18 protein-coding genes are annotated in these 21,047 nt (G+C 65.8%); 11 read left to right on the top strand and 7 right to left on the bottom strand.

Features of this window, described 5'->3' with window-relative positions:
• The first annotated feature begins 4 nt into the window (after positions 1–4).
• From OIU93_RS12745 to OIU93_RS12765, 5 genes are all read left to right on the top strand, one after another.
• Positions 5–790, top strand: coding sequence for an enoyl-CoA hydratase/isomerase family protein (locus OIU93_RS12745; protein WP_264270454.1), 786 nt, complete (start codon positions 5–7; stop codon positions 788–790).
• Positions 791–1,663, top strand: coding sequence for a 3-hydroxyacyl-CoA dehydrogenase family protein (locus OIU93_RS12750; RefSeq protein WP_264270455.1), 873 nt, complete (start codon positions 791–793; stop codon positions 1,661–1,663). It begins immediately after the preceding gene.
• 168 nt (positions 1,664–1,831) lie between these two features.
• Positions 1,832–2,221 carry an antibiotic biosynthesis monooxygenase gene (locus OIU93_RS12755; protein ID WP_264270456.1) on the top strand — a complete coding sequence of 130 codons (390 nt, stop codon included), beginning with the start codon at positions 1,832–1,834 and terminating at the stop codon, positions 2,219–2,221.
• A gap of 32 nt (positions 2,222–2,253) precedes the next feature.
• Positions 2,254–2,985: a tyrosine-protein phosphatase gene (locus OIU93_RS12760; RefSeq protein WP_264270457.1), complete on the top strand. Its 732-nt coding sequence runs from the start codon at positions 2,254–2,256 to the stop codon at positions 2,983–2,985.
• Entirely contained in the window at positions 2,982–3,599 is a 618-nt protein-coding gene (locus OIU93_RS12765) for a GNAT family N-acetyltransferase (RefSeq protein WP_264270458.1), read from the top strand. The genes OIU93_RS12760 and OIU93_RS12765 overlap by 4 nt, the downstream gene beginning before the upstream one ends.
• 1 nt (position 3,600) lies before the next feature.
• Here the strand turns inward: OIU93_RS12765 and OIU93_RS12770 are convergent, their stop codons facing one another.
• From OIU93_RS12770 to OIU93_RS12785, 4 genes are all read right to left on the bottom strand, one after another.
• Positions 3,601–4,152 carry a hypothetical protein gene (locus tag OIU93_RS12770; protein ID WP_264270459.1) on the bottom strand — a complete coding sequence of 184 codons (552 nt, stop codon included), beginning with the start codon at positions 4,150–4,152 and terminating at the stop codon, positions 3,601–3,603.
• Between the two features lie 66 nt (positions 4,153–4,218).
• The gene (locus tag OIU93_RS12775) at positions 4,219–6,633 is read right to left on the bottom strand and encodes a GNAT family N-acetyltransferase (RefSeq protein ID WP_372342925.1); all 2,415 of its coding nucleotides are present in this window, start codon (positions 6,631–6,633) and stop codon (positions 4,219–4,221) included.
• Positions 6,630–7,973, bottom strand: coding sequence for a lysine N(6)-hydroxylase/L-ornithine N(5)-oxygenase family protein (locus OIU93_RS12780; RefSeq protein WP_264270460.1), 1,344 nt, complete (start codon positions 7,971–7,973; stop codon positions 6,630–6,632). The genes OIU93_RS12775 and OIU93_RS12780 overlap by 4 nt, the downstream gene beginning before the upstream one ends.
• Positions 7,970–9,499 (bottom strand): aspartate aminotransferase family protein, encoded by a 1,530-nt coding sequence (locus OIU93_RS12785; protein ID WP_264270461.1) that lies wholly within the window; start codon positions 9,497–9,499, stop codon positions 7,970–7,972. The genes OIU93_RS12780 and OIU93_RS12785 overlap by 4 nt, the downstream gene beginning before the upstream one ends.
• 487 nt (positions 9,500–9,986) lie before the next feature.
• Between OIU93_RS12785 and OIU93_RS12790 the strand changes: the two genes are divergently transcribed.
• Entirely contained in the window at positions 9,987–11,003 is a 1,017-nt protein-coding gene (locus OIU93_RS12790; RefSeq protein ID WP_264270462.1) for an NAD-dependent epimerase/dehydratase family protein, read from the top strand.
• A gap of 222 nt (positions 11,004–11,225) precedes the next feature.
• On the top strand, positions 11,226–12,890 hold the full coding sequence (locus tag OIU93_RS12795) for an ATP-binding cassette domain-containing protein (RefSeq protein WP_264270463.1): 1,665 nt from the start codon (positions 11,226–11,228) through the stop codon (positions 12,888–12,890).
• Here OIU93_RS12795 and OIU93_RS12800 read toward each other — a convergent pair.
• Positions 12,871–13,299, bottom strand: coding sequence for a hypothetical protein (locus tag OIU93_RS12800; protein ID WP_264270464.1), 429 nt, complete (start codon positions 13,297–13,299; stop codon positions 12,871–12,873). The two genes, OIU93_RS12795 and OIU93_RS12800, sit on opposite strands and share 20 nt — an antisense overlap.
• A gap of 227 nt (positions 13,300–13,526) precedes the next feature.
• A complete protein-coding gene (locus OIU93_RS12805; protein ID WP_264270465.1) occupies positions 13,527–14,414 on the bottom strand; it encodes a serine protein kinase RIO in 888 nt (295 codons plus the stop codon).
• 447 nt (positions 14,415–14,861) lie between these two features.
• Here OIU93_RS12805 and OIU93_RS12810 point away from each other — a divergent pair, with 447 nt between their 5' ends.
• Positions 14,862–15,488 (top strand): hypothetical protein, encoded by a 627-nt coding sequence (locus OIU93_RS12810; protein WP_264270466.1) that lies wholly within the window; start codon positions 14,862–14,864, stop codon positions 15,486–15,488.
• A gap of 15 nt (positions 15,489–15,503) precedes the next feature.
• On the opposite strand, the gene OIU93_RS12815 is transcribed toward OIU93_RS12810, so the two are convergent.
• Positions 15,504–15,944 carry a PaaI family thioesterase gene (locus OIU93_RS12815; RefSeq protein WP_264270467.1) on the bottom strand — a complete coding sequence of 147 codons (441 nt, stop codon included), beginning with the start codon at positions 15,942–15,944 and terminating at the stop codon, positions 15,504–15,506.
• Positions 15,945–16,058: 114 nt separating this feature from the next.
• On the opposite strand from OIU93_RS12815, the gene paaZ reads away from it, so the two are divergent.
• From paaZ to OIU93_RS12830, 3 genes are all read left to right on the top strand, one after another.
• Positions 16,059–18,185, top strand: coding sequence for a phenylacetic acid degradation bifunctional protein PaaZ (gene paaZ, locus OIU93_RS12820; RefSeq protein ID WP_264270468.1), 2,127 nt, complete (start codon positions 16,059–16,061; stop codon positions 18,183–18,185).
• A gap of 238 nt (positions 18,186–18,423) precedes the next feature.
• Complete coding sequence (locus OIU93_RS12825; protein ID WP_264270469.1) at positions 18,424–19,668, top strand: phosphotransferase; 1,245 nt, start codon at positions 18,424–18,426, stop codon at positions 19,666–19,668.
• Positions 19,669–20,460: 792 nt separating this feature from the next.
• A complete protein-coding gene (locus OIU93_RS12830; RefSeq protein WP_264270480.1) occupies positions 20,461–20,925 on the top strand; it encodes an ASCH domain-containing protein in 465 nt (154 codons plus the stop codon).
• The last annotated feature ends 122 nt before the right edge of the window (positions 20,926–21,047 follow it).

The following is a 21,047-nucleotide window of genomic DNA, read 5'->3' on the forward strand; positions in this document are numbered from 1 at the left end:
GGGGATGGGGGAGACGCTGAACGCCTCCGCATTCCAGACCCTGAAGGTCTCCGAGTCCGCCGCCCGGCTGAACGTGCAGCTTGACCGCCCCCAGGTCAAGAATGCCATCGACCAGCTGATGGTCGACGAGCTGCACGCGGTCTGCGCCTACCTGGAGCGCACGCCGAAGACCATGGTGCTCTCCGGCACCCCCGCGGACCCGGAAACCGGTGCCAAGGGAGTCTTCGCCTCCGGTGCCGACATCGCCCAGTTGCGCGAGCGCCGCCGGGATGACGCGCTGGCCGGCATCAACTCCGGCATTTTCGACAGGATCGCCAAGCTGCCGATGCCCGTCATCGCGGCCCTCGATGGCTTCGCCCTGGGCGGCGGCGCCGAGCTGGCCTACGCGGCCGACTTCCGCATCGGCACCCCCGAATTGCGCATGGGCAACCCGGAAACCGGGCTGGGCATCATGGCCGCTGCGGGTGCCACCTGGCGCCTGAAGGAACTTGTGGGCGAACCGGTTGCCAAGGAGATCCTGTTGGCGGGCAAGGTGCTCAAGGGCGAGGAGGCCCTGCGCGTCGGGCTCATCACCGAGCTGGTCGAGGGACCCGACTTGATGGCAGCCGCCTCGGCCTTGGCCGACCGCATCGGCAACCAAGACGCCCTTGCCGTGCGCATCACCAAGTCCGTGTTCCACACCCCGCGCGAGGCACACCCCGTCATCGACACCCTTGCCCAGGGGATGCTCTTTGAATCCCAGGCAAAATTCGACCGCATGCAAGCCTTCTTGGACAGAAAGAAAAAGTAAATGAGCGAAACACCCAACACCCTTCCGGCCAAGATCGGCGTCCTCGGCGGCGGCCGCATGGGCGCGGGCATTGCCCACGCCTTCCTGGTCAAAGGCTGCGACGTGGTGGTTGTCGAGCGCGACGAGGATTCCGCCCAGGGCGCCTACGAGCGCGTTGCCGGCTCCGCGGCGAAGTCCATCGAACGCGGAGGGTTGGACGAAACCTATGAGCAGGTCACCGCACGCCTGAGCGTCTCGGTTGACTACGCGGCCTTCGCGGACCGCGAGCTGGTGGTCGAGGCGGTCCCGGAAATCTGGGACCTGAAGGTCTCCTCGCTCAAGAAGGTCGAGGAAAACCTCGCGCAGGACGCGATCCTGGCCTCGAACACCTCCTCGCTGTCCATGAGCGGCCTGGCCGCAGAGCTGCAGCGCCCGGAGAACTTCCTAGGCCTGCACTTCTTCAACCCGGTCCCGGCCTCCACGCTCATCGAGGTCGTCATTGCCAAGCAGAGCGCGCCGGAGCTCATCGAGAAGGCCCGCGGCTGGGTTGCGGCCCTGGGCAAGACCGCCGTCGTGGTCAACGACGCCCCGGGCTTCGCCTCCTCGCGCCTGGGCGTGGCCATCGCGCTGGAAGCCATGCGCATGGTCGAGGAGGGCGTGGCCAGCGCCGAGGACATCGACAACGCCATGGTGCTGGGTTACAAGCACCCCACCGGCCCGCTGAAGACCACCGACATTGTGGGCCTTGACGTGCGCCTGGGCATTGCCGAGTACCTGCACGAGACCCTGGGCGACCGCTTTGCCCCGCCGCAGATCCTGCGCGACCTGGTTGAGCAGGGCCACCTAGGCCGCAAGACCGGCAAGGGCTTCTACGACTGGGCCGCTTCCAAGTAGTCCGGCTGTAACCGAAGCCGGTGGTGCCGGGGCTTATTGATCCGTGGCACTACCGGCTTTCGTGTCTCCACATTGCCGGGACACAATGGGCAGCGGCGGAGTTCTTGGGTAGGTTGGAAACCGAGCCGTCCAGGCACACTGGCGGCCACCGTGGGAAGGAATACAACCATGTACGTCGTCACCAACCGCATTGATGTTCCGGCGGAACGGGCAGCAGCCTTCGAGGAACGATTCATCGGCAACATGCGCAACAACCTGCCCAAGGTTGCCGGCCTGTCCCGCGCCACGCTTGACCGCCCGGTGGATGAAAACACCCCGTACAAGGTCACCATGGAATTCGACTCCGAGTCGGACTTCGAAACCTGGCGCGACTCCGAAGCATTCCGCTCCGCGCATGGCCGGCCCGCGTCGGCGGCCCCCGGAAACGGCGGCCCGGCAACCGAGGCGCCGAAGGCCGAGGCACCCGGAACCGCGGATCCCCAGGCCGCTGCGCCGCGTGCTGCGACGGGTCCGGAGCACCACATCCGCATAGAAACGTTTGAGGGCGGCCGGGCGTAGGGGGGGAGCGGAAAAGCGCGATGGTGGAATCCATGGACCAGCCGCAGTGGGAAGGTGCAGTCAACGCCAGGGTCGTGCTGGGCAGCATTTACCGCATGGGCAGGCGCGAGTGGCTGACCGGTGCCGGATGGCAGCAGGCCCACGCCGACGGCGTGCGCACGGTCATTGACCTGCGCAACCCCGATGAGGTGCGCCGGCGCCCCACGGACCCCCAAGTGGACGAGGCGGCCACGGCCGGAATCACCATCGTGAACGCCCCCACCGAGGAACCGGGGCATCCGGAATTCACGCAGCTCGCGGTGCCGTACATGAACCATCCGCGGATGTATCCGCGAAACGTCGAGTTCTTCCCGGACCGCATCGCCGATGTGTTCCACCAGATTGCCGCGGCCCGCGGAAAGGTCGTGCTGCATTGCTCGGCCGGGCGCGACCGCACCGGGTTGATCGTCTCGATGTTGCTCAAGTTGGCCGGCCGGGCCGACCTGCTCGAATCCCAATACGAGGCCTCGCTCCGGGGGATCAACGACTGGCACAAGGTCAGTCCCGTGAAGCACCCGCACGAGTCCTACATCGAGGAACGGGACCTGGTGGGGCCGCTGAACGAGAGGTTGGAGGCGCTGGGCCAATTCGTTGATTCCCTGGGCGTCGAATCGTTCCTGCTCGAACACGGGCTGAGCACCGCCGAGCTCGAAACGATCAGGGAGAAGATGGCGTCCGGCCCGGCGGGCGGGGACACCGGGCCGCACCCCCGGATGGACCCTTGACAAGGATCGAGCCCCTGACGTTGCGCGGGCCCCTGGTAACGCTCGAACCCCTGCGCCACGGGCACCACGACGAGCTGCTCGATGCGGTTCGCGACGGCGAACCCTGGAAGCTTTGGTACACGGCGGTTCCGGAACCGCGGCAGATGCGCGCCGAGATCGATCGCCGGCTTCAATTGCAGGGGCAGGGAGCGATGCTGCCGTTCGTCGCCCGGCGCAATGCCGATTCCGTGGTGCTGGGCATGACCACCTACATGGACATCGACCCGACAATGCCCAGGCTCGAGATCGGGTCGACCTGGAACCGGGCCTCGGTGAGTGGGACCGGCACAAACGTCGACTCCAAGCTCCTGCTGCTAAGACATGCCTTCGAGGTCCTTGGCTGCCCCGCCGTCGAGTTCCGCACGCATTGGATGAACATGCCCTCCCGCGCCGCCATCGAGCGCCTGGGCGCAAAGCTGGACGGGGTGCTGCGCTCGCATCGACGCATGGCCGACGGGTCGTTGCGCGACACCTGTGTCTATTCGATCATCGCCTCCGAATGGCCCCAGGTCCGGGCGGGGCTTGAGCACCGGCTATCGAGGCACTTGGGATCCGCCGGGAAGCCCTCCCGGTAGTTCACCCGGTGCCCTGTTCCGAGGAAATCACCGTGAGGTCGTATTCCACGTTCGGACCGGTCCACACCTGAACGAAGGTGGAGGTGCCGTCCTCGGCACCCCCGCCGCCCTCGGCAATCCCACAGGGCTCCAGGTCATAGCGGACCACGGCGATGCCGCGCAGGTCGAAGGACTGCACGGTCAGCGGCGAGGGGCTCTCGCAATGCACCAGCAGCCACAGCAGCGCGCCGGATCGTTGGTGCGGCAGCACGATCCTGGCATCGCCCTTGCCGTGGAAATGCATCAGGACCTTTTCGCTGCCCGGCCGGGCGCCGGGCAGCGGGCTTTTGCCCTGTTCAAGGAGGTCGGCATGGGTTGGCGGCCTTGGGCCGGATTCCTCCCCGCGCGGCGCGGGATCGATGCGGAAGACCTTGACCTCGGGTATCAGGGAAGGTCCGGAATCCGGTGCGGTTGCCGTGGGTGCGGGCAGGGGTTCGTCCACCAGCGGGGTGCAGCCGGCAAGCAGGAACATCAGGCAAAGCCCGGCAGGCAACGCGGCACGTGGATGCAGCATGCCTTGAGGATACCGCGGGCGCCGGGGACAGCATAGGTGTGTTTGCCCCGGGCGCCCCGCGGTCAGCTAGGCGCCGCGCCCGGCCAACGGGTTGGCCAGGGTGCCGGCGTAGATCAGCCCGCCGGACTGGTCGGTGAGGTCCAGCATCTGCGCGTTGTTGCGCAACTGCAGCCGGTTCAGGCAGGAGAGCTCGAACGATTCGGCAAAGAGCTCCAGGGCGTCGAACGCTTCGGCCGTTTCCGGGTGGCGTTCCCGGTAGGCCAGCAGCCGCTGCGCCGCGGTGGCCCAGAACGCGCCCTCGGTGCAAACCCCTTCGCGGGCCAGCGCCGGGGCAAGGAAGCGCAGGAAGCAGTCGACGATGTCGGTGAAGACCACCAGTCTGCGCTCGGACTCGGGGACGGTCGCGCGGATCCGCTCGACCTCCGGCGGCAGCGGTTGCCTGTCCCCGAGGATGGCGATCTCCTCGGCCAGGTCCTTGTGCAGCACGCGGACGGGCACGGAGTCCTGAAGCACCAGGATGACGTTTTCCCCGTGCGGCATGAACGCCAGGTCGTAGCGGCACAGGCAATGCACCAGCGGGATGAGGTAGGCGTCGAAGTAGCGGGCGAGCCAGTCGGTGGCTTCGAGTCCCGAGCGGCGGACGTGGGCCGCAGCCAGCGACGCGCCGGCGGAATCCAGGTGCAGCAGCGAAGCCATGGTGGCCAGCTGCTGGCCGGGCTCGATGAGTCCGGCGGGCGATTCGCGCCAGAGGGCGGCAAGCATCTTTCGCTGCGGTGTATCCTTCCCTGCCGCCTCGAAGAGCGGGTTGGAATAGCCGACGGCGGCGATCTCGCGCAGCAGCCCTACGTTGCCGTGGCGCAGCTCCTCGTCGTTTTCGAAGAGCGAGGTGAGCCAGGCGTTGATGGCCGGGGTCGCCTCCATGTAGGCCGCCGAGAGCCCGCGCATGAAGCCCATGTTCAGCACCGACAGCGCTGTCTTCACGTAGTGGCGTGCCGGTGCACTGCGGTTGAAGAAGGTGCGGATCGACTGCTGCGGCTGGTAGAGGTCATCCCCGGCACCCAGGTGCACCAGGTGCCCGCTGGCGACGTCGGCGGCGAAGCTGATCGCGAGCTTGTGTTCCCACTGCCAGGGGTGGATCGGCAACAACAGGAAGTCGGCCGGATCCAGCCCGCTGCCGGCACAGGACTCGGCGATCCGCGCCCGGAAGCGGGCCAGCTGCCGCGCCCCGAGCTCGGAGAGCAGCAGGGACTCGGCGTCCAGTCCCGGCAGGGAGCTGTAGCTGGCGCGGGAAGTGTGCGCGGCCAGCCACTGCAGCGCGAGCGCGCCCCCGGTCTCCGGGGCGTAGGACAGGAAGTCGTTGGCCCCCAGGCCCAGGCGGCCGTTGTTGGCCACGAAGCAGGGGTGCCCCTCGGTCATCGCCGCCTCGGTCCGCTGGAAGTCGCCCACCGCGTCCCCGGTCCCGGCGGCCAGCTCGGCGGCGCTGGCGGTGGAGTGCAGCTGCTTGTAGCAGTGCGAAGCCAGCGTGCTGCCGATCTCCTCGAGGTACACCGGAAGCTGCGCCGCGGACAGGCCCAGGGTGTCGCTAAAGGCCAGCACAAAGCCGGCGGCGTCGGGGGCGGAGGGTTCCCCGTTGATGGACACGTGCAGCGAGTCGGGGTCGATCACCCAGTGCTCGAGCCCGTGCACCGTGGCGGTGAAGCCGTACTCGTGGTTGCCGGCGGCCACCGTCCAGCCTGCGTCCCCGGGCACCGGTTCGAGCAGTCTTTCGTGGGTGAACTCGGCGATGGCCTTGGCCAGCAGGTGCCGGTTTGCCGTCTCCCAGCGTCCGGGGGACAGGTGCGCCGCTGCGGTGGAGGGCCGCCCGGTGGCTGCGGCAAAGTCGGCCCGCGTGCAGTGGGACAGCAGGGCGGTCTTGGCCGGGGCCCCGGCACCGGCGGGCAGCTGGATCCGGGCTGCCGGACGGAAGCCGAGCCGGGAGTTCAGCGAGTGGACGGCGGTGTTCGCGGCGTCGGGCTCCACCACCACGCGCAGCACCGCGGGGTCGGCGAAGAGGTGGGCGAGCGCCGCCTCCATGGCAGCGGCGCTGAAGCCCGGCAGCGACCTGCCGTCGCCGGGTCCGGCGAGCAGCAGGTGCATGCCCGCATCCCCGTGCCGGTGCGCGTAGCGGCCGGCGAGCACCGAGTGCTCCGGGGCGTAGTGCTCCAGCAGGAACACCGGTTCGAGTGCCGCTGACAGGTCCCCGGCGGGCAGCAGGCCCAGCAGCACGTGGTGGTGGGGATCGGCGTCGAGTTCCCGGTAGGCGCTGCCGACCTCCTGGACGGTGGAGCCGAGCATGCCCCAGTAGCCGGCGCGTTCGGTGTTGACCCAGCCGTGCAGCAGCTCGGCGTCGGCGGCGGGGTCGAAGCGGCGGAAGCTGAATTCGGTGGCCTCCGGTGCGGTGCGGCGGGCCGCGGGCAGGACAATGGCCGGGGTGGACATCATGCGTGGGCTCCTTCGAGTGTGGGGGTGAGGGGTGCCGGGGAACCGGGGGCGGGGCTGCCGAAGGACTGGAAGCCGATGCGTTTTTCGACGGCGTAGTGCTCGTGGCCCAGGATCCGGTTGATGATCACGGAGTTGCGGTAGGCGCCCATGCCCAGGTCCGGGGCGGTGAAGCCGTGGGTATGCAGTTCGGCGTTTTGCACCAACACGTCGGCATCGTCGCTGACGGCGTACCCGCGGTCCACGTCGAGCCGTCCGTCGGGCAGCCGGTTGATGCGTGCCCCGAGGTCGGCCAGGAACGCCGGCTCGCGGTAGGCGTAGCCGGTGGCCAGCACCAGGGTGTCCGCAACGGTGTCGAAGCCGCCGGCATCGTCCTGGTTGCGCAGGTGCAAGTGCAGGGCACCGTCCCGGTGCCCAAGGCCTTCGAGCGAGGTCGCCGCGCGCAGGGTGACAGGGGTGTGGCCGGAGACCTGGCGACGGTAGAGCATTTCGTGGATCTCATCGATCAAATCCGCGTTGATGCCCTTGTAGAGGCCCTTCTGGCGGGCAGAGAGCGCATCGCGGGTGCCTTGTGGCAGCCCATGGAAGTGGTCGATGTACTCGGGCGAGGTCATCTCCAGGGTCAGCTTGGTGTATTCGAGCGGGAAGAAGCGCGGGGAGCGGGTCACCCATTCAAGGTGCTGGTCCGGGCGCAGCGAACCGAGCAGGTCGGCGAAGACCTCCGCGGCGCTTTGTCCGCTGCCCACCACCGCGATGCGGGATCCGGAGGCGATGGCCTCGCGGGCGGAGCGGTAGCCGCTGGTGTGCACCGCGGCCCCGGAGGCCAGCACGCATTCGGGCACGGATGCGGGCACGTAGGGGACGGTCCCGGTGCCGAGAACCAGGCGCCGGGTGCGCACGGTGTGCACCCCCTCGGCGGTGTGCACGTCGAGTTCGTACACGCCGTTCGCGTGGCGGGCGGCGGCGACGTGGGCGCCGAAACGCACCGAGGGCAGGCGAGCGGCCGCCCAGCGCAGGTAGTTGTTGTACTCCTCGCGCAGCGGGTAGAAGTTCTCGCGGATGTAGAACGGGTAGAGGCGTCCGGTGTCCTTGAGGTGGTTCAGGAAGGAGAGCGGGTGGGAGGGGTCGGCCATGGTGACCAGGTCGGCCATGAAGGGCACCTGCAGGTGGGTGCCCTCGAGCATCATGCCCGGGTGCCAGGCGAACTCCTCGGAGCTCTCGAGCACCAACACGTCGAGTCCGGGCACGGGGTCGGCCAGCGCGGCGAAGCCGAGGTTGAAGGGCCCGGCGCCGATGCCGACGGCGTCGTAAATGCGGGTGGTGTCGAAGAGTTCGTTACTCATGCCTGCACCTGGCCCAAGGCGCGCTCGCCGGAGATCCGGCGGCCGTGGGCGACGATGGCCTCCAGGATGGCGGCGACGTCTCCGATGCCGGTCTGCGGGTTCAGCAGCGTGAGCTTGAGGTGGCGGACCCCTTCGATGGTGGTGGCAGCGACCATGGCCTCCCCGGATTCGTAGAGCGCCCTGCGGATTTCGTTGGCCAGCGGTTCGAGGTCCCCGTCGGGCACGGGAAGGGCAGGAACATAGCGGAAGACGACGGTGCTGAGCTGGACCTCTGCGGCGAGCTCGAGTTCGGGGTGCTCCTTCACCAGGGTGCCGGCCGCTGCGGCCAGGTCCATCACGGTGTCGAACATCGTCCCGAGGGCCTCGGCGCCGATCGCGCGCAGGGTGACCCAGAGCTTCAGCGCGTCGAAGCGCCTCGTGGTGGCCAGGGACTTGTCGACCTGGTTGGGTGCGCGCCCGGCCTCGGCGGCAGGGTTCAGGTACTCGGCGTGGTGCGATACCAGGGCGAGCCTGGCACGGTCGCGGACGAGGATCGCGCTGGAGCCGATGGGCTGGAAGAAGGACTTGTGGAAATCCACTGTCACCGAGTCGGCGGCCTCGATTCCGGCGAGCAGTCCGCGGTGGCGCGGGGATCCGAGCAACCCGCAGCCGTAGGCGGCATCTACGTGGAACCAGGCCCCGTATTCGGCGGCCAGGTCCCCAATGCCCTGCAGCGGGTCGATGGCCCCGAAATCGGTGGTGCCCGCGGTGGCCACGATGGCCAGCGCATGCAACCCTGCTGCGCGGTCGGCGGCCAGGGCGGCCTGAAGCGCCACGGCATCCATCCGGTGGCGGCCATCGACGGGAACTGCAACAACTGCCTCGGCGCCCAGCCCCAACAGGGACGCGGAGGTGGAGATGCTGAAGTGGCTGTCCGCAGAGGCGTAGATGCGCAGCCCGGCAAGGCGTTCGGGCAGGCTTCCGGGTTTGCCGGCAACCGCCGTGTTGCGGGCCAGCAGCATCGCCTGCAGGTTCGAGGCGGTGCCGCCGCTGGTGAAGACCCCGTCGGCGTCCGGGCCGAGCCCGGCAAGATCCGCGGCCCAATCGATGAGCCGCTGTTCAATGAGCGTGGCGCCGGCGCTTTGGTCCCAGGTGTCCATCGAGGTGTTCACCGTGGTGACCAGGGCCTCGGCGGCGATGGCGGGCAGCGCCACGGGGCAATTCAGGTGCGCGGCGTAGCGCGGGTGGTGGAAATAGACCGCGTCGCGCAGGTACAGCTCGGTGGCTTCCTCCAGTGCGGCGGCGGTGTTGCCCAGCGGGGTGCGCAGGTCCACCGCGTCGAGCCGGGCGCGCAGCGCGGCCGGGCCGGGGCCGGTGGTCGGCCCCGCGGCGGCGGCGATGGATCGGGCCGCGAGCCTTGCGGCGGCGCCGAATTCCTCGGCCATGCGTTCGGCTGTGTCAGTGCCGAGCAGATGGTCGGCGGCGGTGCCCGCAAGGGATCGCATGGGGGTGGACAGGGTTTGCGCCAGGGGACGTTGGGGCGTCATGGGGCTCCTTTGATATCGGGGGAATGCCACGAGATGGCAAGCAAAGGTTATGCTTGCCTAACTCGTACCGAGATATTAAAGGCATGGGCGAGGGCTCTAATACAAGTTAAGTTCAATAAACAACCAATAAAGACCTAGTCGGACGGACAATAGTGCCCGTCCCACCAAGTCGTACCCGCAATGGACCGCGGGGAAGGTTTGGGTGCGCGTCACACTTCGCAAAGTCGGTCTTGTGCCGGTAGCCGTTCTGGCCCTGGCCGGGCATGGAGTGTGTGTACGCGGGCGGATTTCCCGGACGCGGGACGGTCCGTTCGTCCCAAGCCGCGAACCTCAGCTCCCGGCCGGTGAATCCTGCTCCGACGACGTGAGTTCGGCACCGGGGCACGCCTGAGATGACAATATGGGGATGCGGGGGATCGCGCGCGTTCTCCTACGCCGACTGAGAATTCACTTGTGCCTGCGGACCAGTGGGTCGTTGACTCGAAGAATGACTAATATTTTGCTGCTGGGTGGCACTGGTTGGCTGGGAAAAACGCTCAGTGGTCTCGCCTTGGACAGGGGTCACCAAGTCACGGCGCTCGCACGCGGGACCGACCCCTTTGTCGAGGGTGTCGACGCGGTCTTTTCCGACCGCGCCATGTCCGAAGCCTATGCCCGGGTGGAGCACCACGACTGGGATCTGGTGGTTGAGCTGACTTCTTCGCCGCGGTTTGCGCGCGCTGCAATCAAGCGGCTTGGCGGCAAGGCACGCAACTGGGTTTTCGTTTCCTCGTGCTCGGTGTACGCCGAGCAATCCGAGGCCGGTGCCGACGAGAGTGCCGATGTTCTCAAGCCCCTCGATGCCGACGACGAGGAAGCCGAATCGGATTATGGCCGGGCCAAGTCTGCGTGCGAGAGCTTGAGCCTGCAAACCCGCGCAGGCCGGACGCTCGTGGTCCGTCCGGGCTTGATCGGCGGTCCGGGAGACCCGAGCGGCCGCAGCAGCTATTGGCCGCTGCGTTTTGCCGAGTCGCGGGATCCCGTGCTGGTCCCGGCCGACCCGGACGGGCTGCAATGGGTGCAGGTCATCGACGTGCGCGACCTGGCGGCATTCATTCTTGACGCCGGATTGGCCGGGCACCATGGATACGTCAATGCCGTGGGAGCACAATACCAGCTGGTCCAGGTCCTGCAGCTGGCCCGGGACGCCGCCGCGTCCGCCGGCGCAGCCGGGACAACCAAGGACGGGCACACGCTCCACGGATACGACCTGGCACGGATGGCCACGGATCGGGTGAATCCCTGGGCAGGTCCCAAGTCGTTGCCGTTGGTGCTGCCGCCGGGAACCGAACACGAGGGCTTTGCGCGACGATCGGACGCCCGTGCACTGGCCATGGGCCTTCACCGACGCAGCCTGCGCGAGAGCTTTGAGGACATTGTACGCGCGGACGATGGCGGTGGGATCCGATCGCTGCGCTTGGGCCTGAGCGCGGAGGAAGAGTCGGCGCTCATCGCCGGCCGATGACCCCCGGGGCGCACACTTGATCGCCAGCAGGGCATTTGACAGCCGGCGATGCCGGGCCGCACGATTGAAGTGTCCCATTGTCGACGTCAGGACCACGACGTGTTGCCAGTTCTCGCCTTCGCCTAAACGCGCCAAGGAAACGCCATAACCTCCACTGCCCAACGGGGAAGTCTGAGGAAATGGTGAAGTTTCGGCGCTTCCTTCGTCGAATCGAGAACCACCATGCAGCACCCAACCCCCATCGTCATTGACCGCCTCGGCTTTTCCTGGCCAAATGGCGGAACAGTTTTCGACGATGTCTCAACGACATTCATGCGAGGGACCACGGGCCTGATCGGACCCAACGGCTCAGGCAAGTCCACGCTGCTGCGGCTGATCGCCGGGGAGCTCGAACCCACCCGCGGCACCATCCACACGGACGCACGGTTGTCCTACCTTGCGCAGGACATTGTGCTGGACACCAAGCGCAGTGTCGCAAGCCTGATGGGCATCACCGACACCCTGGCTGCGCTGCACCGCATCCTGGACAACACCAGCGAAGACCTGGCCCGGGACATGGACCTGGTCGGCAACGACTGGGATCTTGAGGAACGGTCCGCGGCCCTGCTGGACGGCTACCTGAACTCAGCGGTCACCCCCGAATTCCTGCAACGCACCGTAGGCAACCTCTCCGGCGGGGAAACCATGGCAGTTGCGCTTGCCGGCATCGAAATCCGCGGTGGCGGAATCACCTTGCTCGACGAGCCGACCAACAACCTTGACCGGGCCGCCCGCCACCGGCTCTACGACATGGTGGGTCAATTCGCCGGGACCATGCTGGTTTCCACCCACGACAAGACCCTGTTGAAGATGCTCGATTCCCTGGCGGAGCTGCGTCCGGTCAACGTGCGTGCCCTGCGTGCCGAGAAAATAGATCTCGTGCGCTTCGGGGACTGGGATTCCAGGGAAGAGTCGCTGGGTCACGAACGTGACAGCGCGGAACGGTTGCTCGCCGATGCCCGACGCAAGCTCGCGGTTGAGAAACAGCAGAGCCGCGAGGCGGAGACCAAGATTGCCCGGCGGTCCAAACAAGGGCAAAAGGCTGCGGAGTCCATGCCAAAGATCCTGGCCAACGCCCTGCGCAACAAGGCCGAGGTCTCGGCGGCAAAGAACCGAGGCATCATGAAGTCGCACGAGGCCGACGCGCGCGCGGAATTCGAAGATGCCCGCAACAGGCTGCCGGTGGAATTGAGGATCGGAATCGATTTGCCCCGGACCCGCGTCCCCGCCGGACGCAGCGTATTCGAATCACCGGTTGCCGAAATCTCCCGAGGTATCGTGCTCGAACACGGCGAGCCCCTGACCGGAGACTCGGTACTTGGAATCTGGGGCCCGGAACGCATTGCCCTTTTCGGAGGCAACGGGGTAGGGAAGACCACGTTGATGGACGCGTTGGCGATGCGATCGAGGGTGCCGGTCGGATTCCTGCGCCAGAGGCTTTCAGCCGCCGAAGAGCAGGATTGGGCAGGGCTCAGGAACGGAATGAGCATGCTGGAGAACCTCCGGCTTGCGGCTCCGGGCGTGGAACCGGGGATCCTGCGGGAACAACTGGCGGCGTTTCATTTCCGCGGCAGCAGGGTCGATGAGCCGGTGTCCCAGTTGTCGGGCGGCGAGAGGTTTCGAGTCGCGCTGGCGATGATCTTACTGGCCAATCCCGCGCCGCAATTGCTGCTGCTCGACGAGCCAACGAACAACCTGGACATGGTCACCGTTGAGCAGCTGCTGTCGGCCCTGGAGTCATACGGCGGCGCCATGGTTGTGGCCAGCCACGACGAGGATTTCCTCGCCGCGCTGGCCACGGACCGTGAGTGGGAAATGCGGCGCGGTGCTATGTCGCCGGGCGCATGACCTTTCTGGTGCTTGGCACATGCGCAGGAGCATGGGCGACAGCGCGGGCTCCGAGCTCCGCCAGCGCGATGATGGCAAAGGCGTTGATTCCGTGAAGCAATCCAACCAGGGGAGCGCCGAATGCGACGAAGGCCAGCGTGATCTGGACGGCCACGGCCAAGAGGAGCCACAATGCCCATTTCAGGCCGGCATGGGCCAGCAACGCGATGACCAACAGCGCCAGCACGAGAACCGGGGCTGCGTACATCCCGATCATGCCGTGCATTATTCCGGCCAGTGGCGGGCCTTCGGGAACATCTCCGGCAGTCAGCATGTTGATGACGTCAAATGTTCCCCAGGCGATGAGGGCCGCCTGAAGCACTACGGCGGCGGCAATGATGTGAGCAACAACCTTGTATGCGGTTCTCAAGGTGAATGTCCTTTCTGGAAATTGCTCAAGGTAATTCAGTAAGAAGGCCAGTAGTGGCCACGTGGCCACGCTTTCACCAGGTAGGTGCGAGAATGATCGTTACGTTCGTGCGGCCCAAGCAGTTTGTGGGCCAACCATAGCCCGCATGTCGGGCGGAAACCAGCACAGTCGACGTACCAATTGGACTCAACGGTCCTTGGTCCGAGAACGCGAGCGACACCCGGGAACTACCAAGCCTCTGCGATCACCTCGGCCAGGAGTTCGTCGCCGTCAACATCCAGACCCCGCGACCGGAACCATGCGCTGATGTTCTGGCAGTCCCGTAGAAGGAACCCGACGCCGCCTTCGTTCCCGGCGAGGTCGACAAATTGCGGCAGGTCGATGACCACGAGCCTCTCGCCGGCAGCAAGGACGTTGTAGGGAGAGAGGTCGCCGTGGGCAAACCCCAGCTGGGCAAAAACCTTCATGGCCCCAACTATTTGCTCCCAGTAATAGCCCAGCCGTTCTTTGTCTGGATGCACATGCTGCAGCCGCGGTGCTGCCGCGCCTTGGGATTCCGGATCTGCGATGAACTCCATGAGGATCTCTGTGCCCATGATTTGCACCGGATAGGGGACCGGAGCGCCGGCCTCAAAGCACATACGAAGGTATTGCCACTCTGAATTTGCCCACCGCGAAGCCTCCACGAGACGCCCATAGGTGCTGCCGTTTTTCAGGGCACGGGCATCGCGTGAACGCTTGACGCTGCGGCCCTGGGTGTAGGTCGAGGACCGGTTGAAGGTTCGCTGATCCGGTGATCTATAGCGTTTGGCAGCCAACAAGGATCGTTGGTCGGCGGTGGCCCGTTCGATCAGGAAGACATCTGCTTCCTTGCCGGTCTTGAGGACGCCGAGTTCAGTGTCGATGGCACCGGCATCCTCTATGACGAACTCGGGGTAGGGCAGGGGGCCGCGCATCAATTTCTCGGTTGCCGGCCAGGTTGACCAACGTTGGGCTTCGGTGAGTTGGTCGTCGAGGTAGTTCCAGTCCACCTCGCGATCTGCGGGCCTGGTCTTGCCGGGGGAGAGGCGTGGTTCAAAGGTGTCTGGAAAGCTGTTTTCTACGTAATTCTTCATCGCTGGAGTAACTCCTGTGGGAAGGAAGTATCTGTTCCGGGGTGATCGTCGGGACACTCATCGGATTCCTCCTTCGGTAGTTACTGGCGTTGGTTCACCAAGCACACCATAGTCATTGGCGGTTGTCAATCACTTCCAATTGGCGCACGTTTGGCGGGTGGGAGGATCGACCGCCATGGCGATAAGCGCTTGGTGCTTGCGGGATGCCGGAAAGGTCACCAAGGTAGGGCGCGAATTGACCGCTGTCACTGAAGCGGTCGCGCGGGGACCGCCGGGCGTGCTCCTCTTGCGGTCACGGGTGACCTATCCGCGGGGGTGCGGCTCCGGTTCCGGATCGCACGGTTCAATGTCGGACGCGGCGAGACATCCGGTTGTTCACCGCGCAGGCGGCAGCCTCGAGGCAGGAGATTGCTTGTCAGTAGGGACATTGCACCCTATGCTCCGATCATGGCCTGGATATCGCGACGATCGACTCGTGCTTTTGCCGGCGCCGGAGCGGCACTGGTGCTGGGCGGAGCGGCGCTGTGGAGTGTCAGTTCGGCAACCGCCCGCTCGGGGCTCGAGGTGCTCGTGGGCTCCGCTCCCTTCGAATGCGTGGATCCGGAAGCCGTCACCACGAACGACTTGCAGCTGGGCAGTGACGACGGTGTGGCCGTGACCCTCCCCGCGCTGAACGTCACGAGAAACCTGGACTGCAGGTTCACTTTCATCGTGCACAACACCAGCAACGTCGACGTCAAGGTGAAGTCCTTGGACATCCAGCTCGCCGGCCCCGGCAACGGAACCGGAGTCCAGATCGGAACGCTCGAGTTCAACGGCAACACGTTTCGAGCGCTGGACAATCAGGAGGCCGACGCCCGCTTCGAGATCAACGATTCGCTGCCCGCCGGTGAAGCCGCGCGCGTCACCGCGATGGTTGGTTCCGTGCCCGGCTGTCTGGGCGCCGGGGGCAGCCAGAGCATGGTCAACAGCCCGAGCCTCAGGATCTCCGCACTCGGGCTCGGCGGGGACGTTTCGCCCCGTGGCCCGGTCTACTCGCTGATGGGAACCGCGGATTCAAGCTGCGAGAACTAACGCGGGTACGCGGGCTTACTTCCTGATGTCGATGATCAGGTTGGTGATTCGCAGGGTGCAGAGGCGCTCGCCGGCTTCGTTCTCGATCACAACCTGGTGGCTGGCCACGCGGCGGCCCAGGCTGATCGGGGTCGCTGTGATCGTGATCAAGCCGCTGCGGGCCCCCTTGTGGTGCGTCGCCGAAACGTCCACGCCCACTGCGGACTTGCCCATGGTTGAGGCGTGCTTGACGGCTGCCCACGAACCCACCGCCTCGCCCACGGCCAGGGACGCCCCTCCGTGTAGCAGGCCGAATGATTGGCGGTTTCCCTCCACCGGCATGGTTGCCACGACTTTCTCGACCGACTCCTCGAGGATCTTGATGCCCATCTTGATATCCAGCTCGCCGAGGGCAATCTGCCACACTCCGCCAATCGACGTTTCGGGGGTGGGGGCGGTCGGGCGCTCTGCGCTCATGGATGTCAATCTCCTGTTTTGCGGGCTTGTTTGGCGCCCGGGACTCGTGGTGCTCTTCCCCATACTGTACTGTGGTTGCTAATACTGACCGATCGTTCAGGAAGGACCTTGTCGATGACGACTACTCCCATGGCTCCACTCGTTCCGAGCTTCATTCAAAACTCTTGGTGGACCCCGTCCGAGCCGGTTGGGGGTACCCCCGTGTTGGATGCCAACACCGGAGCGCCCCTGGCCACGGTCAACAGCGACGGGATGGATCTGGCCAAGGTCGTTGAGTATGGACGCACCGTCGGCCAGGCCGAACTGGGCAAGCTCACCTTGCATGAGCGCGCCCTCAAGCTCAAGGAACTTGCCACATTCCTCAATGACCGCCGCGAAGTGCTTTACGAAATCTCCTACCAAACCGGTGCGACCAAGATCGACTCGATGGTGGACATCGACGGCGGCATCGGTGTGCTGTTCACCTTCTCCTCCAAGGGCCGGCGCGAATTGCCGAACTCCAATGTCATCACCGACGGGACCATGGAGGTCCTTTCGCGCGACGGTTCCTTCGCCGGCGAACACATCTACACCCGCATTCCCGGTGTTGCAGCACAGATCAATGCCTTCAACTTCCCGGTTTGGGGAATGCTGGAGAAGTTCGCGCCCGCCTTCATCGCCGGTGTGCCGACCATTGCCAAGCCCGCCACCCCCACCGGCTACGTAGCCGAGGCCATGGTGCGCCTGATGGTCGAATCCGGCATCCTGCCCGAGGGATCCATCCAGCTGATCTCCGGCTCGGCCCGCACGCTGTTGGACGTGCTGGACTACCGCGACATGCTGTCCTTCACCGGATCGGCCTCCACTGCATTCTCGCTGAAATCCCACAAGAACGTCATCGAGGGCGGCGTGCGATTCACCGCTGAAACCGACTCCCTCAACGCCGCCATTCTCGGTCCCGACGCAGTGGTCGGCACCCCGGAATTCGACGCCTTCGTCAAGGCAGTCACCACGGAGATGACCTCCAAGGCGGGCCAGAAGTGCACCGCCATCCGGCGCAACATCGTGCCCGCCGCCCTCGTTGCCGACGTGGTCAAGGCCGTGGGCGAGCGCATCGATGAGCGTGTGGTCATCGGCGACCCGCGCGCCGAGGGCGTCACCATGGGGGCCCTCGCATCCCTGGAGCAGTTGCGCGACGTGCGCGCCGCCGTCGAGGACATGATTGCCGCCGGCGGCGAAATCGCCTACGGAACCCTGGATGCACCGGTGGTTCGCACCACCGAGGGCGAAGAGAGAACCGTCGATGCCGGGGCCTTCATGTCCCCGCTGTTGCTCACCTGGGACGACGTGGAGAACGAGTCGGTGCACAGCCGCGAGGCCTTTGGCCCGGTGTCCTCGGTGATCGGCTACTCTGACCTGGACGACGCCGTACGCCTCGCCGCAAAGGGCTCCGGGTCCCTGGTGGCCACCGTATGCACCAATGACCCCGACACCGCGCGCGTCCTCACCACCGGCATCGCCTCGCACCACGGCCGTGTCCACATGCTCAACCGAGAGACAGCGCGCAGCTCCACCGGCCACGGATCCCCGGTTCCGCACTTGGTGCACGGTGGTCCCGGCCGTGCCGGCGGTGGCGAAGAACTCGGTGGCATCCGTTCGGTCATGCACCACATGCAGCGCACAGCCATCCAAGGCTCGCCGAACATGCTCACGGCAGTCACCGGCATATGGCACACGGGAGCCGACCGAGTCATTGCCGGCGACGCCGAGTTCGGCGCCGTCGAGGGGGCGATCCACCCGTTCCGCAAGTCGCTGGCCGAGCTGAAAATCGGCGATGCCTTTGCCTCGCCGCTGCGCAAGGTCAGCCTGGAGGAAATCACCGCCTTTGCCAACGAAACAGGGGACACCTTCTACGCACACACCGACCGTGCCGCGGCCGAGGCCAACCCGTTCTTCCCCGGCATCGTGGCCCACGGCTACCTTCTGGTCTCCTGGGCCGCGGGACTCTTCGTCCAGCCCGCACCGGGACCGGTCCTGGCCAACTACGGCCTGGAGAACCTGCGCTTCATCACGCCGGTGCCGGACGGGGACTCGATCCGGGTCACGCTGACCGCCAAGAAGATCACCCCGCGCGTCACCGACGAATACGGGGAAGTCGCCTGGGACGCTGTCATCAACAACCAGGATGGCGAGATCGTTGCCACCTATGACGTGCTGACCCTGGTGGAGAAGGAAAACGCCACCTACGCCAACTGGGCCTAGTACTCCTTGGCACTCACCTCAACGCGAACAAGCACCGATGGCCGACCGCCCAACTCCCCGTTCAAGGAGTCGGGCGGTCGGCCATCGGTTTCTGCGCCACCGGCAAAGGGACGCGCCCGTGGCGACCTTCCCGTGGCCCGCGTGGCACCGGATGTGAGAAGGTAGCGGGCAAAGGGAATTAGGCCAGCGCTGCCCCCGGCCGGCGCGACTTGCCGTGACGATGAGGAACGAGGGCTCGATGAATTCACCGGTGCTTCAGGATGCCGACGCATGGACCGAACGGGAGCAACTGGACTTCTTCGAATCGGCTGAACTGACGGACATCCTGGCCGATGTCGTCCGTCCGATGGGACTTGAGCATGCCAAGGTTTCCTTGGCGGAGTTGCACCATCGGCCCGGTGCCGGGGTCTCGGGAGTCTTTGAGGCCAGCAACGGATCGACGACCCTATACCTTGGCGCCACCGCGGAAAAACTGGAGAAGGTCCCGGAAGGTGCCGTGCGGCTGGACAGTGGCCAGGGCACCGTCGTCGTATGGCTGCATCCTGCAGATCCGCTGCTGCCCGGATTGCCGCTGGCGACCACTCCGGCATTGGTCGAGGAAAAGTGGGGTGGCGGCCGCGTGCTGGAGGAGCTGCGCACCTTGGCCTACCGCCCGCTGCGTCGGGCGGTTTTACTGGCCCGTTTTGGAGACGGCAACCAACTGTTCCTCAAGGTCCTGAGGAAGGATGCGCAACTTCTGCATGACAAGCACCTTGCCCTACTGCAGGCAGGCGTCCCGGCCCCCACGCCAGTAGGTCCGCCGATGGATGGTGTGCTGGCATTTCACCGGGCAAGGGGAGTGCCGCTGGCCGAAGACCTCATGCATGCCCCGGACCTGCCCCTGGATCCGAAACAGATCATCGGGCTTCTTGACTCGCTGCCTCAGGCCCTGATGGAGTTTCCCGCCAGGCCGGCCTGGTCGGACCGCCTGGGCTGGTACGGGCATGCGGCCCAGACCGCCGTGCCGGACCAAGCCGAAAACATCGCAGCCCTGATCCAGCGACTTGCCCACATCCTGGAGAACTCCCGCCGCGGCGAGCTGGTACCTAGCCATGGGGATTTCTACGAGGCCAACATCTTCGTCACCGACGGGACCATCACCGGGTTGTTGGATATTGATTCGGCCGGCCCCGGATATCTCGTCGACGACCTTGCCTGTTTTATCGGACACCTTGCGGTCTTGCCGGGTCTTGACGTGCGGTACGCACGGGTCGGGGACTATCTCGAACGGTATGCCAAGGCCTTCGAAGCGGAATTGGGCAACCGCGGGGTGTCTGCCAGCGGGCTCTATGCCCGGGCGGCTTGCGTGGTCCTTTCACTCGTGGCCGGCGCGCGGGATGAATCCAACCCCGACTGGCGTTCCGCGGCGATGGACCGATTGCGTCGGGTGGAAGAACTTGCAGGCCTAGCCCAGAGTGCCATGAGAACCGAACCAACCGGATAGTCGCTGGGCCAAAATGATGAACCTTTGGCTGGTTGCGTGGAATCCTCGTAGGGGTCTGATGCCAAGATGAGAACATTCTCATTCTTTTCTCCTCTACGGCTCACATTCAAAGGTCATGCTGGAATCAAGCAACCAGCTGAACAATGAACGGAAGGTTCGGAACCATGAAGAAGACACGTACATTTTGGTCAATCACCGGAGCTCTTGGCGTAGTTGCCCTTGGAGCCGGTGTCGCGGTAGCCCAGCCTGCCGTCGCCGTCAACGAATCGGTCGTGGTGCAGGAGCGCGCATCGCAACAGACTTCCTCCTCGGTAGAGCGGGTCGCAGCTGCGGCCGAAGTCTCCGCGCAAACTGCCGCATCTGCACAGTCGGCAGCGTCGCCGGTTTCGGCACAAACACCGGCTTCCCCGGTTACGGCACAGTCCCCGGTTTCTCCGGTGTCGCCGGTTACGGCCCAGTCGCCGGTTTCTCCGGTTTCCCCGGTCACGGCCCAGTCCCCGGTTTCTCCGGTATCGCCGGTTACGGCCCAGTCCCCGGTCTCACCTTTGTCTCCGCAGACCGCACCTTCGGCGGCCAGCGCCAGCTAACCGACGCGGACCCAGCGGATGCGGCGGGTACCGGTTTCTGAACCGGTACCCGCCGCAGGTGCGTCACCGGACCGGCAGCATCGGCAGGTTCCACGTCCAGCTCCGGGCCAGACATGTGCCGTACGTGGAACCGCCATGGCATGCTGAGTCTGTGAAACCACAAGACGCCGGTGAGCCTTTCATTGACCGGGAAGCCGCTGCCCTGATGTGGGCCGAGTATTCAAATGCCAACCCGGGTAGGGTTCGCCTTTGCCCGGAGTACACGGTCGAACGCTTCGGCGATTCGGCGGACCTGGCGGACGCGCTGCTGCACGAAGTGATCCATGGTCGCAAAAGAGCCACCTCGACGTTAGCCCGGGAGTTCCTGGATGCCGGCCAGTCTCTTCCGCGCATCGGATCTCATTGGATCGCCTGCGACGGGTCGGGAACGCCTCGGATCATCCTGAAAAGCGTGGAGTTTCGCATCGGCGACTTCAACAGCGCCGATGCCGACTTCGCCAGGGATGAAGGCGAGGACGACAGGTCACTGGAGAGCTGGAGGACCGAACACCGCACATACTGGCGGCGTACCGAAACCGCCCACGGCCGCACCTGGAGTGAGGACGATGAGATCGTGTTCGAACGCTTTGTGCCGGTTTGGCCGCCTGCGCACGTGGGATTGCGGCCCTGACCCCAAGTGGCGATTCGCCGATACCATCGCCACTGCGCCTGATCTCCAACCAGGGTCCGGAAGGGGCTGCCGCGGCCGCGGGGACTGTCACATCAGGTGCCAGGACTCGGATGCCCGGCAGC

Origin of the sequence: Paeniglutamicibacter sp. ZC-3, assembly GCF_025847175.2 — a bacterium.
In the GTDB taxonomy this organism is placed as follows: Bacteria; Actinomycetota; Actinomycetes; order Actinomycetales; family Micrococcaceae; genus Paeniglutamicibacter; species Paeniglutamicibacter sulfureus.

Excerpts from the sequence above, each read along its gene's own strand:
- OIU93_RS12745 (WP_264270454.1), top strand. The coding sequence starts at position 5 with ATGGGGGAGACGCTGAACGCCTCCGCATTCCAGACCCTGAAGGTCTCC.
- OIU93_RS12750 (WP_264270455.1), top strand. The coding sequence starts at position 791 with ATGAGCGAAACACCCAACACCCTTCCGGCCAAGATCGGCGTCCTCGGC.
- OIU93_RS12755 (WP_264270456.1), top strand. The coding sequence starts at position 1,832 with ATGTACGTCGTCACCAACCGCATTGATGTTCCGGCGGAACGGGCAGCA.
- OIU93_RS12760 (WP_264270457.1), top strand. The coding sequence starts at position 2,254 with ATGGACCAGCCGCAGTGGGAAGGTGCAGTCAACGCCAGGGTCGTGCTG.
- OIU93_RS12770 (WP_264270459.1), bottom strand. The coding sequence starts at position 4,152 with ATGCTGCATCCACGTGCCGCGTTGCCTGCCGGGCTTTGCCTGATGTTC.
- OIU93_RS12775 (WP_372342925.1), bottom strand. The coding sequence starts at position 6,633 with ATGATGTCCACCCCGGCCATTGTCCTGCCCGCGGCCCGCCGCACCGCA.
- OIU93_RS12780 (WP_264270460.1), bottom strand. The coding sequence starts at position 7,973 with ATGAGTAACGAACTCTTCGACACCACCCGCATTTACGACGCCGTCGGC.
- OIU93_RS12785 (WP_264270461.1), bottom strand. The coding sequence starts at position 9,499 with ATGACGCCCCAACGTCCCCTGGCGCAAACCCTGTCCACCCCCATGCGA.
- OIU93_RS12790 (WP_264270462.1), top strand. The coding sequence starts at position 9,987 with ATGACTAATATTTTGCTGCTGGGTGGCACTGGTTGGCTGGGAAAAACG.
- OIU93_RS12795 (WP_264270463.1), top strand. The coding sequence starts at position 11,226 with ATGCAGCACCCAACCCCCATCGTCATTGACCGCCTCGGCTTTTCCTGG.
- OIU93_RS12805 (WP_264270465.1), bottom strand. The coding sequence starts at position 14,414 with ATGAAGAATTACGTAGAAAACAGCTTTCCAGACACCTTTGAACCACGC.
- OIU93_RS12810 (WP_264270466.1), top strand. The coding sequence starts at position 14,862 with ATGGCCTGGATATCGCGACGATCGACTCGTGCTTTTGCCGGCGCCGGA.
- OIU93_RS12815 (WP_264270467.1), bottom strand. The coding sequence starts at position 15,944 with ATGAGCGCAGAGCGCCCGACCGCCCCCACCCCCGAAACGTCGATTGGC.
- paaZ (WP_264270468.1), top strand. The coding sequence starts at position 16,059 with ATGACGACTACTCCCATGGCTCCACTCGTTCCGAGCTTCATTCAAAAC.
- OIU93_RS12825 (WP_264270469.1), top strand. The coding sequence starts at position 18,424 with ATGAATTCACCGGTGCTTCAGGATGCCGACGCATGGACCGAACGGGAG.
- OIU93_RS12830 (WP_264270480.1), top strand. The coding sequence starts at position 20,461 with ATGTGGGCCGAGTATTCAAATGCCAACCCGGGTAGGGTTCGCCTTTGC.